Below are 15,866 nucleotides of genomic sequence, written 5' to 3' on the forward strand. Positions count from 1 at the left end.
CGGAGCCGTTTTTTATGGTTTTTAGCGTCGATTCTGTTTCGTTAAAACCGTCTGTAGCCTGCATTATTCCGCCCTTAACGATTCAGCAAGTATTTAATGTTGCTTTTTTGTAAACAGATTAACACCCCCTGAAAATCCTGCTATGCTGCCCGACGCGGTTCGCGGATTTACCCTACAAACTGCTGTCTCACAGGAGCGTGAAGAGAAACGCCTGCCGCATTATGACAATGAGAGCGAGGAGAACCGTCGTGCTAGAAGAATACCGTAAGCACGTAGCTGAACGTGCCGCTGAGGGGATTGCGCCAAAACCATTAGATGCAACCCAGATGGCAGGCCTTGTCGAGCTGCTGAAAAGCCCGCCTGCTGGCGAAGAAGAATTCCTGATTGATCTGCTGACCAACCGTGTCCCGCCGGGCGTTGATGAAGCCGCCTATGTCAAAGCGGGTTTCCTTGCCGCTGTCGCCAAAGGCGAAGCCACCTCTCCGCTGGTTACCCCTGAAAAAGCCATCGAACTGCTGGGTACCATGCAGGGCGGTTACAACATCCATCCACTGATTGATGCGCTGGATAACGACAAACTGGCGCCGATTGCTGCCAAAGCGCTGTCCCATACGCTGCTGATGTTCGATAACTTCTACGATGTGGAAGAGAAAGCCAAAGCGGGCAACGCATATGCGAAGCAGGTGATGCAATCCTGGGCCGATGCCGAGTGGTTCCTGAGCCGTCCGGCGCTGGCGGAAAAAATTACCGTTACCGTCTTCAAAGTGACGGGCGAAACCAACACCGACGATCTCTCTCCGGCACCGGATGCCTGGTCGCGTCCGGATATCCCGCTGCACGCGCTGGCGATGCTGAAAAACGCCCGCGAAGGCATTGAACCGGATCAACCGGGTGCCGTTGGCCCGATCAAACAGATCGAAGCCCTGCAACAGAAAGGTTTCCCGCTGGCGTACGTTGGCGACGTTGTGGGTACCGGTTCTTCACGTAAATCCGCCACCAACTCCGTGCTGTGGTTTATGGGCGACGACATTCCGTTCGTGCCGAACAAACGCGGCGGCGGCCTGGTGCTGGGCGGCAAAATCGCGCCCATCTTCTTTAACACCATGGAAGATGCCGGTGCGCTGCCGATCGAAGTGGATGTCAGCAACCTGAACATGGGCGACGTGATTGACGTTTACCCGTTCAAAGGCGAAGTGCGCAACCACGAAACCGGCGAGCTGCTGGCCAGCTTTGAACTGAAAACCGATGTGCTGATCGACGAAGTGCGCGCCGGTGGCCGTATTCCGCTGATTATCGGCCGCGGCCTGACCACGAAAGCGCGTGAAGCGCTGGGTCTGCCGCACAGCGATGTATTCCGTCAGGCAAAAGATGTGGCAGAAAGTAACCGTGGTTACTCGCTGGCGCAGAAAATGGTGGGTCGCGCATGCGGCGTTGCGGGTGTCCGTCCGGGTGCCTATTGCGAACCGAAAATGACCTCTGTCGGCTCTCAGGACACCACCGGTCCGATGACCCGTGATGAACTGAAAGACCTGGCGTGCCTGGGCTTCTCTTCCGATCTGGTGATGCAGTCCTTCTGCCATACTGCTGCTTATCCGAAGCCGGTTGACGTCACCACGCACCATACGCTGCCGGACTTCATTATGAACCGTGGCGGTGTTTCCCTGCGTCCTGGCGATGGCGTCATCCACTCCTGGCTGAACCGCATGCTGCTGCCGGATACGGTCGGTACCGGCGGTGACTCCCACACCCGTTTCCCGATCGGCATCTCTTTCCCGGCAGGTTCCGGCCTGGTGGCGTTTGCCGCCGCGACCGGCGTCATGCCGCTGGATATGCCGGAATCAGTGCTGGTGCGCTTTAAAGGCAAAATGCAGCCGGGCATCACGCTGCGTGACCTCGTGCATGCTATCCCACTGTATGCCATCAAACAGGGTCTGCTGACCGTTGAGAAGAAAGGCAAGAAAAACATCTTCTCCGGCCGCATTCTGGAAATCGAAGGTCTGCCGGATCTGAAAGTTGAGCAGGCGTTTGAGCTTACTGATGCTTCCGCTGAACGTTCTGCTGCAGGTTGTACCATCAAGCTGAACAAAGAGCCGATCATCGAGTACCTGAACTCCAACATCGTGCTGCTGAAATGGATGATTGCAGAAGGCTACGGCGACCGTCGTACGCTGGAGCGTCGTGTCCAGGGCATGGAAAAATGGCTGGCGGAACCTGAGCTGCTGGAAGCCGATGCTGACGCAGAATATGCGGCGGTGATCGACATCGATCTGGCAGAAATCAAAGAGCCGATCCTTTGTGCGCCGAACGATCCGGATGATGCGCGTCTGCTGTCTGATGTTCAGGGGGCGCAGATCGATGAAGTGTTCATCGGTTCGTGCATGACCAACATCGGTCACTTCCGCGCTGCCGGTAAGCTGCTGGATGCGCACAAAGGCCAGCTGCCGACCCGCCTGTGGGTGGCGCCGCCAACCCGTATGGACGCTGCGCAACTGACGGAAGAGGGCTACTACAGCGTGTTTGGTAAGAGCGGCGCGCGTATCGAGATCCCGGGCTGTTCCCTGTGCATGGGTAACCAGGCGCGTGTGGCCGATGGCGCAACGGTGGTTTCGACCTCGACGCGTAACTTCCCGAACCGTTTAGGTACTGGTGCAAACGTCTACCTGGCCTCTGCAGAACTGGCAGCGGTTGCAGCGCTGATCGGTAAACTGCCGACGCCGGAAGAGTACCAGACCTATATTGCCCAGGTTGATAAGACGGCGGTGGATACCTACCGTTATCTGAACTTCGACCAGCTTAATCAGTACACCGAAAAAGCTGACGGCGTGATTTTCCAGACCGCCGTCTGACTGACAAGTCACCCTTCGGGGTGGCTTTTTTTCCTGCCTCACTGCGCAAATAAGTTTTGTTTAAGCGCAGCAAATGCTTCTCAAACCCTGCTACTTCCATAAAAAACAGGCTGCTTACGTGCCGCATTTAGCGGGCGCGGTAGGCGATGTTTGCCCGGCTCAAACCGCTTGATCATCGGGTGTCGATAGCCGGCGGGTGATTTCTGCGCAGGCAGAAGGATATTTTGCAACGCTTCCGGTCGCTGCGCTGTTTTTCTTGTATTGTGCTGCGATAATTACTGCATAGGCGGTTATCAGGCCTGCAAGAGGAAGCAACTATGGATTATGAATTTCTGCGCGATGTCACCGGAACCGTTAAGGTGCGCATGTCGATGGGGCATGAAGCAGTCGGGCACTGGTTCAATGAAGAAGTGAAAGAGAACCTGGCCCTGCTGGACGAAGTTGAGCAGGCGGCAAAAACGGTGAAAGGCAGCGAGCGATCCTGGCAGCGCGCCGGGCATGAATATACGCTGTGGCTGGATGGCGAGGAAGTGATGGTTCGTGCCAATCAACTGGAGTTTTCCGGCGATGAGATAGAAGAGGGAATGAGCTACTACGATGAAGAGAGCCTCTCGCTGTGCGGCGTGGAAGACTTTTTGCAGGTGGTAGCTGCCTACCGTCAGTTTCTGAAACAACGCTAACCGGGAGCCTCCTTGCTCCCCTGGCGCGTTACACGGCCGGGATATTTCGGCCGTAGTAGATCTCGCGCATCTCTTTCCACAGCGCTTCGGTGATCTCTTTGCGCTCTTCGGGCGTCAGATCTTCCGGCCTGGTATGGAACATGTAGTGCTTCAGGTCGAACTCCTTCAGCAACATTTTGGTATGGAAGATGTTTTCCTGATAAACGTTAACGTCCACCATGTCATACAGCGATTTCATGTCGTCAGACATAAAGTTCTGAATCGAATTAATCTCGTGATCGATAAAGTGCTTCATGCCGTTTACGTCACGCGTGAAGCCGCGAACGCGATAATCGACGGTGACAATATCGGACTCAAGCTGGTGGATCAGGTAATTCAGCGCTTTCAGCGGTGAAATCACGCCGCAGGTGGACACTTCGATGTCGGCGCGGAACGTACACAAACCGCCTTCCGGGTGGCTTTCCGGGTAGGTATGCACGCAGATGTGGCTCTTATCCAGATGCGCCACCACCGCTTCCGGCAGCGGACCAGGGTGCTCTGTTTTGTCGATCAAGTGAGGATCGACAGGTTCTTCGCTCACCAGAATGGTGACGCTTGCACCCTGCGGTTCGTAATCCTGACGCGCAATATTCAGGATATTGGCACCGATGATGTTACAGGTTTCCGTCAGGATCTCGGTCAAACGGTTGGCGTTATAGAGTTCATCAATGTAGGCAATATAGCCGTCACGCTCTTCTGCGGTTTTGGCATAGCAGATGTCGTAGATACAAAAACTCAGGCTTTTGGTCAGGTTGTTAAAGCCATGTAGTTTAAGCTTTTTCAATTTTTATCACCCCTTAGAGTCACTGTGCAGACAACGCGTCTTGCAGATATTGTGGCAGAGCGAATGCTGCGGTATGAATCGCCGGATTGTAGTAACGGCAGGTGAGTGCGGCATTGTGGAAACGGGCAGCGATGATCTCGGTCGAAAGATGGCGCAACACCTCGTTATCCGTGGCCCAGGCGAAGGTCATAATACCGCCGTAATAGGTCGGTACTGCGGCCTGGTAGAAGCTGACGTCGCTAAAATAGTGGCTCAGTTTACGATGACTGCCGACGGCTTCATCCTGTTGCAGGAAGCTGACGCCGTTTTGCGCGACAAAGATCCCGCCAGCATTCAGGCAGCGTTTGCAGCCTTCGTAGAACGCTGAAGTGAACAGGCTCTCGCCGGGACCAATAGGATCGGTACAGTCGGAAATGATCACGTCGAACGTCTTGTCGGTCTGATTAACAAAGTTAACGCCGTCATCGATCACCAGCTGGAACCGCGGATCGTCGTACGCGCCTGCGTTGTGCTTCGGCAGGTACTGGCGACAGAAAGAGACGACGCCCGCGTCGATTTCTACCATGGTAATGGTTTCGATGTTTTTGTGGCGGGTTACTTCACGCAGCATTGCGCCGTCGCCGCCGCCGATGATCAGCACATGTTTCGCGTGGCCGTGCGCCAGCAGCGGAACATGGGTCATCATTTCGTGGTAGATAAATTCGTCGCGTTCGGTGGTTTGTACCACGCCATCCAGCGCCATTACGCGGCCAAAGGCGGCGTTCTCGAAAATGATCAGATCCTGGTGATCGGTCTTTTCGTGATAAAGCACCTTATCCACGGCAAAGTACTGACCAAAATGGTCATGCAGCGTCTCTTGCCACATCGTGTTGTCGGCCATTGGTTGCTCCTTTGTTAACGCCCGCGAAACGGGCGCAACATAATAGCTAACTCTGCCCGTGGTTGCACGGTCAGAGTTTAACCATGGCGACAGCTTACTTCACGTAGGCGAGCAGGCTTAAGGAGTCGCGGGCCAGCGCTTTGCATTTTTTGGCGGTGGGAATGCCAATGCCACTCAAATCGCGGTAGCTATCTTCGCCAAGCGACTTCATGTCCCATGCATCATAGTTGCCGAGATCCCACTGGTTTTGCTGGGCGAAAAATACCAGCGCACGGCGGATCTGCCCGTTGGGTAAATTGTTATAACCGCAGTCATTTTTCAGAAAGACAAATACCGCCGTGAGATCGGCCATATCTTCGGCTTCGGATTCGCTTAGCGCATAACTGTTCACGGAGACAGCCAGCAGGCTGCCAAGGAGTACTGTTCTGAAAAACGTCTTCATTATTTCTACCACGGCGTAACGGAATTTAAACGTTAGCACAGTCCGCATAAGGCGACGATATTTATTATTTACCTCTTTTCTTGACCTTCCGGCAGGGGAAAGGTTTAAGCTCAAAATATCGTCTGCAACAGATAAGGAAATGCCATGCAACGTCGAGATTTTTTGAAATATTCCGCCACGCTGGGCGTGCTAAGCGCGCTACCGCTGTGGAGCCGCTCGCTGTTTGCCGCCGAACGCCCGGCGCTGCCCATTCCCCCGCTGCTCAGTGCCGATGCGCAAGGCCGTATCGCGCTGACGATGCAATCAGGAGAAACGCTGTTTGGCGCGAACAAAGCCACCACCTGGGGGTATAACGGCGCACTGTTAGGACCCGCGTTGCAACTGCGTCAGGGAAAGCAGGTGACGATTGATATTCGTAACACTCTGGCGGAAGAGACGACCGTCCACTGGCACGGGGTGGAAGTGTCTGGCGACGTTGACGGCGGGCCGCAGGGTGTCATCAAAGCTGGTGGTCGCCGTTCTGTTACCTTTACACCCACGCAGCAGGCCGCGACCTGCTGGTTCCATCCGCATCAGCATGGCAAAACCGGCCGTCAGGTTGCGATGGGACTGGCGGGGTTGGTGCTGATAGAAGATGACGCTATTCGCCAGTTGCGGCTGCCGACACAGTGGGGCATTGATGATGTGCCGGTCATCGTGCAGGACAAAAGGTTTACCGCGCAGGGGCAGATCGATTATCAGCTGGATGTGATGAGCGCTGCGGTCGGTTGGTTCGGCGATACGCTGCTGACCAATGGCGCTATCAACCCGCAACATGCCGTTCCGCGCGGCTGGCTGCGTCTGCGCTTGCTGAATGGGTGTAATGCGCGCTCGCTGAACTTCTCAACCAGCGATAAGCGCCCGTTGTATGTGGTGGCGAGCGATGGCGGTTTATTAAGTGAACCGGTGAAAGTGAGCGAACTGCCGATGTTGATGGGCGAGCGTTTTGAAGTGCTGGTGGATACGCGCGATGGTAAACCCTTTGATATCGTGACGCTGCCTGTGCAACAGATAGGGATGACGGTCGCACCTTTCGATAAACCGCAGCCGGTATTACATATTCAACCGCTACAGATCGCCGCTTCTGGTACGTTGCCGGATTCGCTGGCCTCAGTGCCGGGTTTACCAGTGCTGACAGGCTTAACGCAGCGGACGTTGCAGTTATCGATGGATCCGATGCTCGACATGATGGGCATGCAGGCGTTGCAGAAGAAGTATGGCGATGGTGCGATGGCCGGGATGATGATGGGGAACGGGCAGATGGGACATGGTCAGATGATGAACATGGATCACAGCAAGATGATGAATATGGACCATGGGCAGATGAATCATGGCGCGCAGGGGTTTGATTTCCACAATGCCAACCGCATCAACGGTAAAGCTTTCGATATGAACACGCCCGCTTTCGCGGCAAAAAAAGGTGAGTATGAGCGCTGGGTGATTTCCGGTGAGGGCGACATGATGTTGCATCCTTTCCATATTCACGGCACTCAGTTCCGTATTTTATCGGAGAACGGCAAGCCACCGGCCGCACATCGTGCAGGCTGGAAAGACACGGTTAATGTCTATGGCGCGCGCAGTGAAGTGTTAGTCCGTTTTCAGCATGATGCGCCGAAAGAGCACGCTTATATGGCGCACTGCCATCTGCTGGAGCATGAAGATACCGGCATGATGTTAGGGTTTACGGTGTAAAAAACGCATAACGTTAAAAGCCCGGAAGCGTGAGGCTTACCGGGCTTTTATTATCAGCATGCCGGATGCGTAATCTCATCCGGCATTTTTATTTACTTTGCGTCATCCGGCAGCGCATAGGCCACGATATAGTCGCCCATCTTCGTGCCGAACGAGCCATGACCGCCTGCGGAAATGACAACATACTGTTTGCCATTCACTTCATAGGTCATCGGTGTTGCCTGGCCACCTGCCGGTAACCGACCTTGCCACAGTTTCTCACCGTTGCTCATATTGTATGCGCGCAGGTAGTTATCTGCAGTTGCGGCGATAAACAGCACGTTACCGGCAGTGGAGATCGGGCCGCCCAGCATCGGCATACCCATATTGAACGGTACAGGAACCGGCATCGGGAACGGCATGCTGTCCTGCGGCGTACCAATACGTTTTTTCCATACCACCTGGTTGGTTTTCAGATCCAGTGCGGAAATGTAGCCCCACGCCGGTTGTTTACACGGCAGGCCAAACGGTGACAGGAACGGGTTCAGCGTCACGCCAAACGGCACACCATACTGCGGCTGAATACCTGATTCTGTACCGGTACCTTTTGCATCTTTCGGCGGTTCCATCGGGTTACCAGGACCGCGCGGGATCAGCTTCGACACAAACGGCAGCGCCATCGGGTTAGCAATGGCTACCTGACGAGCGGGATCGACAGAGATGCCGCCCCATTCGAACATACCCAGGTTACCCGGGAAGACCAGCGTGCCCTGCTCAGACGGCGGAGTGAAGATGCCTTCATAGCGTAGTTTCTGGAACATCACGCGGCACACCAGTTGGTCGAACATGGTGGCGCCCCACATGTCCGCGCCGCTCAGGTTTTGCTTCGGACGGAAACTCAGGTCAGAGAAAGGCTGGGTTTTGCTGACGTAATCACCTTTCGCTGCGCCTTGCGGTACCGGTTTTTCCGGCGCCGGAACAACCAACTTGCCGTTGGTGCGATCCAGCACGAAGATGTTACCGGTTTTCGCCGGCGCGTAGATGACCGGAACGTTTTTGCCGTTAACGGTAATATCTGCCAGCGTTGGCTGCGACGGCATATCCATATCCCACAGATCGTGGTGAACCGTCTGGTAGCTCCACACCAGTTTCCCGGTGGTGGCATTCAGTGCCACGATTGAACTGGCATAGCGTTCCTGCTCCGGCGTGCGATTACCGCCCCAGATATCCGGCGTGGTAACGCCCATTGGCAGATAGACTAAATCCAGTTTCGCGTCATAGGCCGCAGGTGCCCAGGAGTTCGGCGAGTTAAAGGTGAAGGTATGTTCGTCCGACGGAATCGCGTTCGGATCTTTCGCACCCGGATCGAAGGCCCACAGCAGTTTGCCGGTGTTGACATCGAAACCACGGATAACGCCGGAGGTTTCACGGGTAGAGAAGTTATCAGTCACCGAACCGGCAATCACGATGGTTTTATCCGTGATGATCGGCGGCGAAGTCGGCTCATACAGGCCAGGCGTGGTGTCCGGCATGTTGGTTTGCAGATTCAGGATACCTTTGTTGGCAAAGGTTTCACACGGCTTACCGTTGTCAGCGTTGATGGCAAACAGACGGCCATCGTTCACCGGCAGGATAATACGGCGTGGACAATCGGCAACCACGTCCGGGCTGGCATTGTCGGCGCGCGCTTCATGGTAAGAAACGCCGCGGCATGTGACATGCTGGAATGATTGATTGGCATTCAGTTGCGGATCGAAATGCCACTTCTCTTTACCGGTTGCGGCATCAACGGCAAACAGACGCTGGTGCGCAGTACACAGATACAGCGTGTCGCCGACTTTAATTGGCGTCACTTCATTGGTCAGTTCGCCCGGATCGGTCGGCAGCTTCAGATCGCCAGTGCGGAACACCCAGGCTTCCTTCAGGTTCTTCACGTTGTCGGCGTTGATCTGCTTCAGCGGCGAGTAACGTTGGCCTTCCTGGTTGCGGCCATAGGCCGGCCAGTCGCCATCCGCTACCTGCGAAATAGGTGCGGCTGGCGTTGAATCAGCACTCAGGGTGCCATTTACTTCTTGCGGATCGTTAAAGCCCGCCCAGGTGAGGATCCCGCCGCTAATCAGCAGGGCAACTACCAGCGCTGCGACGGCCCCGCCGGATGGTATAACCAGTCGCCGCCAGACGAAGGGGAGAATCAGCCAGATGCCAAAGAAGACGAGGATATCGCTTCGCGGCGTCAGCGCCCAGAAATCGAAACCGACTTCCCACACGCCCCAGATCATGGTAGCAAGCAGCAGTGCGGCATACAGCCACAGCGCAGCGCGCTTCCCTTTCCACAATAGCCAGGTGACACCCAGCATCACCAGACCGGCGATCGGGTAGTACCAGGAGCCACCAATGGCGACAAGCCAGGCTCCACCGATTAACAGATACAGCCCGCAAAGCGCTGCAAACAGCGTTGTCAGCGTAATCAGGAGCCGTGGCTGTTGAGTTTTTGTTTCCGCCATAAAAGACACTCATCTAAGTTGTTAATTTTTTGATAGCAATTAATTATAGTCATTAACAAATGTGACCGTCATCACAAAATGAGCTTTCTTGTTCGATAGCCAATGGAAATCAATTTGCTGGTATACTTTGCGTCTTAATTCTCAATTCTTCGGGAAATCTCCTGAACTTGAGTAATTTACTCTTTAAATCAAATGGTTAGTAAAATGAAACACACTGTGGAAGTGATGATCCCGGAAGCGGAGATCAAAGCGCGTATCGCTGAACTGGGCCGTCAAATCACTGAGCGTTACAAAGACAGCGGCAGCGAAATGGTGCTGGTGGGCCTGCTGCGCGGATCATTTATGTTCATGGCGGATTTATGCCGTGAAGTGCAGGTTTCTCACGAAGTCGATTTTATGACCGCCTCCAGCTATGGCAGCGGTATGTCCACCACGCGTGACGTGAAAATCCTGAAAGATCTTGATGAAGATATTCGCGGCAAAGATGTGTTGATCGTCGAAGATATTATTGATTCCGGCAACACACTGTCGAAAGTGCGTGAAATTCTTAGCCTGCGCGAACCGAAATCGCTGGCGATCTGTACGCTGCTGGATAAACCTTCCCGCCGCGAAGTGGATGTGCCGGTGGAGTTTGTCGGCTTTGCTATTCCTGACGAGTTTGTGGTGGGCTACGGGATTGACTACGCTCAGCGCTACCGTCATCTGCCGTATGTCGGCAAAGTGGTTCTGCTGGACGAATAAAAAAATCGGGGCCGCTGGCCCCGAGTGATTATTTGTGGTTGTTGTGCTTCTTACTGAGGTTGGAGACACCCTGGCGATAACGCTGCTCCAGCGATTCGCGGTTGGTAGCGCTCACTTCCAGATTGCGCAGCAGACCGTCGTGAATGCCGTAGGCCCAGCCGTGAATCGTCACTTTTTGGCCGCGTTTCCAGGCGGATCGCATGATTGTTGAATGGCCCAGGTTGTAAACCTGTTCCATGACGTTCAACTCGCACAGGGTATCGAAGCGGCGCTCTGCCGGTATCTCGCCGAGCAGCGAGCTATGTTTAAACCAGATATCGCGGATGTGCAGCAGCCAGTTGTCGATAAGCCCAAGTTCAGGATTTTCAACCGCCGCCTGCACGCCGCCGCAGCCGTAGTGACCGCAGATGATGATGTGTTCGACTTCCAGCACATCCACCGCGTACTGCACAACGGAGAGGCAGTTCAGATCGGTATGAATCACCAGATTGGCGACATTACGGTGAACAAACAGCTCGCCGGGTTCGAGGCCGGTAAGGCGCTCGGCCGGTACGCGGGAATCGGAGCATCCAATCCAGAGGAAACGCGGTTTTTGTGCTTGTGCCAGCGTGGCAAAAAAACCGGGATCTTCTTCCACCAGCATTTTTGACCATAGTGCGTTATTGCTGATGAGTGTATCTATGTCCTTCATGGAAGTGGATGACCTGTAACGGTAAGTGCGTTGCGCTAATATAGGTGAACTCTTCCTCTTTTAAAACTACACATCGAGTGTAAAAAAGGTAAGCGATATTTCATGACCATTGCACTGGAGCTTGAGCAGCTTAAAAAAACCTATCCGGGCGGCGTCCAGGCGCTGCGCGGTATTGACCTGAAAGTAGAAGCCGGTGATTTCTACGCGCTCCTTGGACCGAATGGCGCAGGGAAATCCACCACTATCGGCATCATCAGTTCGCTGGTCAATAAAACGTCCGGGCGCGTCAGCGTCTTTGGCTATGACCTGGAAAAAGATGTGGTCAACGCCAAACGCCAGCTGGGGCTGGTCCCGCAGGAGTTTAACTTTAACCCGTTTGAAACCGTCCAGCAGATCGTGGTGAACCAGGCGGGCTACTACGGTGTGGATCGCAAAGAAGCGCTGGTGCGCAGCGAAAAATACCTGAACCAGCTCGATCTGTGGGAAAAACGCAACGAACGCGCGCGGATGCTCTCCGGTGGTATGAAGCGTCGCCTGATGATCGCCCGTGCGCTGATGCATGAACCGAAACTGCTGATCCTCGATGAGCCGACCGCAGGCGTGGATATTGAACTGCGTCGTTCCATGTGGGGCTTCCTGAAAGATCTGAACGATAAAGGCACCACCATTATCCTCACCACTCACTATCTGGAAGAGGCGGAGATGCTGTGCCGCAATATCGGCATCATTCAGCGCGGCGATTTGATCGAAAACACTTCGATGAAAGCGCTGCTTTCCAAACTGAAATCGGAAACTTTTATTCTCGATTTGGCGCCGAAATGCCCGCTGCCGAAGCTGGAGGGGTATCAGTACCGGCTGGTAGACACCTCCACGCTGGAAGTTGAAGTCCTGCGCGAGCAGGGAGTGAACAGCGTCTTCAGCCAGCTCAGCGCGCAGGGTGTACAGGTGTTGAGTATGCGTAACAAAGCCAACCGTCTCGAAGAGCTGTTTGTCACGCTGGTTCATGACAGAAAAGGAGAAAGCGCATGATGCAGCTCTATTGGGTGGCGCTGAAGAGTATCTGGTACAAAGAGATCCAGCGTTTCATGCGAATTTGGGTGCAAACGCTGGTGCCGCCAGTGATCACCATGACGCTCTACTTTATTATTTTCGGTAATTTGATCGGTTCGCGGATTGGTGAAATGCACGGTTTCACCTACATGCAGTTTATCGTGCCGGGGCTGATCATGATGGCAGTGATCACCAACGCTTACGCCAACGTCGCATCGTCATTCTTCAGCGCTAAGTTTCAGCGCAATATTGAAGAGCTGCTGGTCGCGCCGGTTCCGACGCATGTGATTATTGCTGGCTATGTTGGCGGCGGCGTGGCGCGCGGGCTGTGCGTCGGTATTCTGGTTACTGCCGTTTCGCTGTTTTTCGTGCCGTTTCAGGTGCATTCATGGTTGTTTGTCGGTTTAACGTTGCTGCTGACCGCCGTGCTGTTTTCGCTGGCTGGTTTGCTGAATGCGGTGTTTGCCAAAACCTTTGACGATATCAGCCTGATCCCGACCTTTGTGCTGACGCCGTTGACCTATCTGGGCGGGGTATTTTACTCCCTGACGCTGCTGCCGCCGTTCTGGCAGGCGCTGTCGCACCTGAACCCGATAGTCTATATGATCAGCGGCTTCCGTTTTGGTTTCCTCGGCATTACCGACGTTCCGCTGTTCACCACTGTTGCCGTGCTGGTGGTGTTTATCATCGCTTTCTATTTGGTTTGCTGGTACTTGATCAATCGCGGCCGCGGGCTGCGCAGTTAATCTCTTCGGGCTGGCTCTCCCGCACATGAGAGCCAGCTTATCTGAACGGGCTATTTTTTGTACTTACTCCGGCCTTTGAATATGTGCAGTTTTGTTACACTAATGACAGTCTCTCAACCCGGTTCGTCTCATGTCGCGTTTGATTACCCTTCTGCTGCTACTGGTTACCTGTAGCGCTTCTGCCAGCATTGTCAGTGAACAGCGCATTCCTGCGCGCTATATGCAAACTACCGAAGATGCCGATATCTGGGCGCAGGTCGGCGACAGAGTGGTGACGGTCGGCAATATTCGCGCCGGGCAAATTCTGGCGGTGGTACCGGGCGCAGAGGATTATTATGCGTTTCGCTTCGGCTTTGGCAGCGGTTTTATCGATAAAGGCCACCTGAGTGCGGTGGAAGGCAAGCTGCGGGTTGAGGACAGCCTTGGCGATCTGAATAAGCCGCTGAGTAACCAGAATCTGGTGACGTGGCAGGATACGCCGCTGTATACGGCGCCGGATAACCGCAGCGAACAGTTTGGTACGCTGGCGGAGAACCTGCGTTATCCCATTATCGATAAGCTGAAAGACCGCCTGAACCAGACCTGGTTCCAGATCCGCATCGGCAACCGGCTGGCCTGGGTAAGCAGCCTGGATGCGCAGGAAGACAGCGGTATTCCGGTGCTGACTTATCACCATATTCTGCGCGACGAGGAAAATACCCGTTTCCGTCATACCTCCACCACCACGTCGGTGCGCGCTTTTACTAACCAGATGACCTGGCTACGCGATCAGGGATATACCACGCTGTCGATGTATCAACTGGAAGGCTATGTGCGTAACCGAATGAATCTGCCCGCACGTTCGGTGGTGATCACCTTTGATGATGGCCTGAAATCGGTCAACCGTTACGCTTACCCGATCCTGCGCGAATACGGTTTTAAAGCGACGGCGTTTATTATCTCCTCGCGCATTAAATTGAAGCCGCAGAAATGGGATCCGAAGTCGTTACAGTTTATGAGCGTGTCGGAACTGAACAGCATGCGCGACGTGTTTGACGTGCAGTCGCATACGCACTTCCTGCACCGTGTCGATGACGCCATGCACCCGATATTGCTCAGCCGCAGCTACCACAACATCCTGTTTGATTTTAAACGCTCCCGCCGGGCGCTGGCACAGTTCAACCCGCACGTGCTCTATCTTTCATACCCGTTTGGCGGTTATAACGACACGGCGATAAAAGCGGCCAATGACGCCGGTTTTCATATGGCGGTCACGACCGTACGCGGGAAAGTGAAGCCGGGTGATAATCCGTTCTTGCTGAAGCGTTTGTACGTGCTAAGAACGGATTCGCTGGAAACGATGGCGCGGCTGATCAGTAACCAGCCGCAGGGGTAGGGGAATCAGGCAACCTGAACCGGCACGGCTTTCGCGGTGCGTTTCATTTCGTTGTCGCCGTCAAAATAGGCCATTTTCGGCTGCCAGCTACGGGCAACCTCATCCGGTACGGTAACGTAGCTGGCGATAATCAGGATATCGCCCACGTCTGCGCAGTGCGCCGCTGCGCCGTTAACCGAAATAATTCTGGAACCGCGTTCCCCGGCAATCGCGTAGGTTGAGAAGCGTTTGCCGTTGGTCACGTTATAGATATCGATGGCTTCATATTCGAGAATACCAGCCGCCTCAAGGAAATCCTGGTCAATTGCGCAGGAACCTTCATAGTGCAGGTCGGCCTGTGTCACTTTGACGCGGTGGAGCTTGCCTTGCAGCATTGTGCGAATCATGAGTTAAACCTTCATTACGGATAAGTCAGCTAAAAATGAGGGGCGGCATCCTGCATTTCCCCGCATGCTCATTTCACTCCCGCAGACCGTGAAAAGTCTTAGCGGGAGCGGAGTCTTGGCGAAATTTTTACCCTGCCTGACGGGCAAGTTCAACCACTTTATTGTCGATAAGGCGCGCCTGTCCGAGCCAGGCCGCCATTAAAATCACCGCGCGCTGGCTTTTGCTCGAGAGCGCCTCCAGCGTGTCGGCATCGCGGATCTGAATATCGTCAGCGCGCAGACCAGCATCGTTGATTTCCTGGGCTGCAATGGCGATCAGCTCTTCTTCGTCGCTCGCGCCTGCCTGCAATTTTTCTGCAGTGGCATTCATCACTTTGCTCAACGCCGGGGCGATTTTACGCTCGTCAGCGGTGAGGTAACCGTTGCGTGAACTCAGTGCCAGACCATCTTTCGCGCGTACCGTCGGCACGCCGACGATCTCGATGTCATAGCCCATATCAGCAACCATTTTGCGGATCAGCTGCAACTGCTGATAATCCTTCTCGCCGAAGCAGGCGATATCCGGCTGTACCAGATTAAACAACTTGCTGACGATGGTGGAAACGCCGCGGAAATGCCCCGGACGGCTGGCGCCCTCCAGCATGGTGGAGAGGCCCGGAACGTCAACATAGGTTTGACCTTCGGTGCCCTGCGGATAGATATCGGCAGGCGCAGGCGCGAAAACAAAATCCACCTTGCGCTTGTTCAGCTTCTCGCAATCATCCTGCAAAGTACGCGGGTAGCGCGCCAGGTCGTCCGGACGGTCGAATTGCATCGGGTTAACAAAAATGCTCACCACTACCGCGTCGGCGCGGGCTTTCGCTTCATCTACCAGCTTCATATGGCCATCGTGCAGGTTACCCATGGTCGGGACCAGCGCAATGCGTTTCCCTTCCTGATGCAGTCGGCGAATATGCTGACGCAGCAGCGGGAGGGTTTCAATAATCAACACA

Annotated in this window: 14 protein-coding genes; 7 read left to right on the top strand and 7 right to left on the bottom strand. The window is 54.5% G+C overall.

The annotated features are described in order from the left end of the window. The first annotated feature begins 248 nt into the window (after positions 1-248). Both acnB and yacL read left to right on the top strand, forming a co-directional pair. Positions 249-2,846, top strand: coding sequence for a bifunctional aconitate hydratase 2/2-methylisocitrate dehydratase (gene acnB, locus DK872_RS17455; RefSeq protein WP_144135729.1), 2,598 nt, complete (start codon positions 249-251; stop codon positions 2,844-2,846). Between the two features lie 317 nt (positions 2,847-3,163). Beyond that, on the top strand, positions 3,164-3,526 hold the full coding sequence (gene yacL / locus DK872_RS17460; RefSeq protein ID WP_043954975.1) for a protein YacL: 363 nt from the start codon (positions 3,164-3,166) through the stop codon (positions 3,524-3,526). A gap of 28 nt (positions 3,527-3,554) precedes the next feature. Here the strand turns inward: yacL and speD are convergent, their stop codons facing one another. The 3 genes from speD to DK872_RS17475 all read right to left on the bottom strand — a co-directional run bounded on the left by speD (position 3,555) and on the right by DK872_RS17475 (position 5,671). Beyond that, positions 3,555-4,349 carry an adenosylmethionine decarboxylase gene (speD, locus tag DK872_RS17465; RefSeq protein ID WP_007373183.1) on the bottom strand — a complete coding sequence of 265 codons (795 nt, stop codon included), beginning with the start codon at positions 4,347-4,349 and terminating at the stop codon, positions 3,555-3,557. Positions 4,350-4,368: 19 nt separating this feature from the next. Continuing rightward, positions 4,369-5,229, bottom strand: coding sequence for a polyamine aminopropyltransferase (speE, locus tag DK872_RS17470; RefSeq protein ID WP_072440151.1), 861 nt, complete (start codon positions 5,227-5,229; stop codon positions 4,369-4,371). A 94-nt stretch (positions 5,230-5,323) separates the two neighbouring features. Next, positions 5,324-5,671 carry a YacC family pilotin-like protein gene (locus DK872_RS17475; RefSeq protein ID WP_161518597.1) on the bottom strand — a complete coding sequence of 116 codons (348 nt, stop codon included), beginning with the start codon at positions 5,669-5,671 and terminating at the stop codon, positions 5,324-5,326. 144 nt (positions 5,672-5,815) lie between these two features. On the opposite strand from DK872_RS17475, the gene cueO reads away from it, so the two are divergent. Beyond that, a complete protein-coding gene (gene cueO, locus DK872_RS17480) occupies positions 5,816-7,402 on the top strand; it encodes a multicopper oxidase CueO (RefSeq protein ID WP_161518600.1) in 1,587 nt (528 codons plus the stop codon). 92 nt (positions 7,403-7,494) lie between these two features. Here the strand turns inward: cueO and DK872_RS17485 are convergent, their stop codons facing one another. Continuing rightward, a complete protein-coding gene (locus DK872_RS17485; protein ID WP_161518602.1) occupies positions 7,495-9,885 on the bottom strand; it encodes a glucose/quinate/shikimate family membrane-bound PQQ-dependent dehydrogenase in 2,391 nt (796 codons plus the stop codon). 204 nt (positions 9,886-10,089) lie between these two features. Here DK872_RS17485 and hpt point away from each other — a divergent pair, with 204 nt between their 5' ends. Continuing rightward, positions 10,090-10,626 carry a hypoxanthine phosphoribosyltransferase gene (hpt, locus tag DK872_RS17490; RefSeq protein ID WP_051643997.1) on the top strand — a complete coding sequence of 179 codons (537 nt, stop codon included), beginning with the start codon at positions 10,090-10,092 and terminating at the stop codon, positions 10,624-10,626. Between the two features lie 28 nt (positions 10,627-10,654). Here hpt and can read toward each other — a convergent pair whose 3' ends face one another. Next, positions 10,655-11,317, bottom strand: coding sequence for a carbonate dehydratase (can, locus tag DK872_RS17495; protein WP_007373189.1), 663 nt, complete (start codon positions 11,315-11,317; stop codon positions 10,655-10,657). A 102-nt stretch (positions 11,318-11,419) separates the two neighbouring features. On the opposite strand from can, the gene DK872_RS17500 reads away from it, so the two are divergent. The 3 genes from DK872_RS17500 (at position 11,420) to DK872_RS17510 (ending at position 14,488) form a co-directional block, all read left to right on the top strand. After that, a complete protein-coding gene (locus DK872_RS17500) occupies positions 11,420-12,346 on the top strand; it encodes an ABC transporter ATP-binding protein (RefSeq protein ID WP_007373190.1) in 927 nt (308 codons plus the stop codon). Continuing rightward, a complete protein-coding gene (locus DK872_RS17505) occupies positions 12,343-13,113 on the top strand; it encodes an ABC transporter permease (RefSeq protein WP_007373191.1) in 771 nt (256 codons plus the stop codon). Before DK872_RS17500 ends, DK872_RS17505 begins: the two co-directional genes overlap by 4 nt. A gap of 130 nt (positions 13,114-13,243) precedes the next feature. After that, positions 13,244-14,488 (top strand): polysaccharide deacetylase family protein, encoded by a 1,245-nt coding sequence (locus tag DK872_RS17510; RefSeq protein ID WP_161518607.1) that lies wholly within the window; start codon positions 13,244-13,246, stop codon positions 14,486-14,488. 5 nt (positions 14,489-14,493) lie between these two features. Here the strand turns inward: DK872_RS17510 and panD are convergent, their stop codons facing one another. Both panD and panC read right to left on the bottom strand, forming a co-directional pair. Continuing rightward, entirely contained in the window at positions 14,494-14,874 is a 381-nt protein-coding gene (gene panD, locus DK872_RS17515; protein WP_007373193.1) for an aspartate 1-decarboxylase, read from the bottom strand. A gap of 127 nt (positions 14,875-15,001) precedes the next feature. Continuing rightward, the gene (gene panC, locus DK872_RS17520) at positions 15,002-15,865 is read right to left on the bottom strand and encodes a pantoate--beta-alanine ligase (RefSeq protein ID WP_007373194.1); all 864 of its coding nucleotides are present in this window, start codon (positions 15,863-15,865) and stop codon (positions 15,002-15,004) included. Position 15,866: the final 1 nt, after the last annotated feature.

It is taken from the genome of Kosakonia sp. MH5 (genome assembly GCF_009935945.1).
Lineage (GTDB): Bacteria > Pseudomonadota > Gammaproteobacteria > Enterobacterales > Enterobacteriaceae > Kosakonia > Kosakonia radicincitans.

Coding starts and splice junctions, on each gene's coding strand:
- hpt (WP_051643997.1), top strand. CDS start 10,090: ATGAAACACACTGTGGAAGTGATGATCCCGGAAGCGGAGATCAAAGCG.
- DK872_RS17475 (WP_161518597.1), bottom strand. CDS start 5,671: ATGAAGACGTTTTTCAGAACAGTACTCCTTGGCAGCCTGCTGGCTGTC.
- cueO (WP_161518600.1), top strand. CDS start 5,816: ATGCAACGTCGAGATTTTTTGAAATATTCCGCCACGCTGGGCGTGCTA.
- DK872_RS17500 (WP_007373190.1), top strand. CDS start 11,420: ATGACCATTGCACTGGAGCTTGAGCAGCTTAAAAAAACCTATCCGGGC.
- DK872_RS17510 (WP_161518607.1), top strand. CDS start 13,244: ATGTCGCGTTTGATTACCCTTCTGCTGCTACTGGTTACCTGTAGCGCT.
- DK872_RS17505 (WP_007373191.1), top strand. CDS start 12,343: ATGATGCAGCTCTATTGGGTGGCGCTGAAGAGTATCTGGTACAAAGAG.
- can (WP_007373189.1), bottom strand. CDS start 11,317: ATGAAGGACATAGATACACTCATCAGCAATAACGCACTATGGTCAAAA.
- yacL (WP_043954975.1), top strand. CDS start 3,164: ATGGATTATGAATTTCTGCGCGATGTCACCGGAACCGTTAAGGTGCGC.
- panD (WP_007373193.1), bottom strand. CDS start 14,874: ATGATTCGCACAATGCTGCAAGGCAAGCTCCACCGCGTCAAAGTGACA.
- DK872_RS17485 (WP_161518602.1), bottom strand. CDS start 9,885: ATGGCGGAAACAAAAACTCAACAGCCACGGCTCCTGATTACGCTGACA.
- speE (WP_072440151.1), bottom strand. CDS start 5,229: ATGGCCGACAACACGATGTGGCAAGAGACGCTGCATGACCATTTTGGT.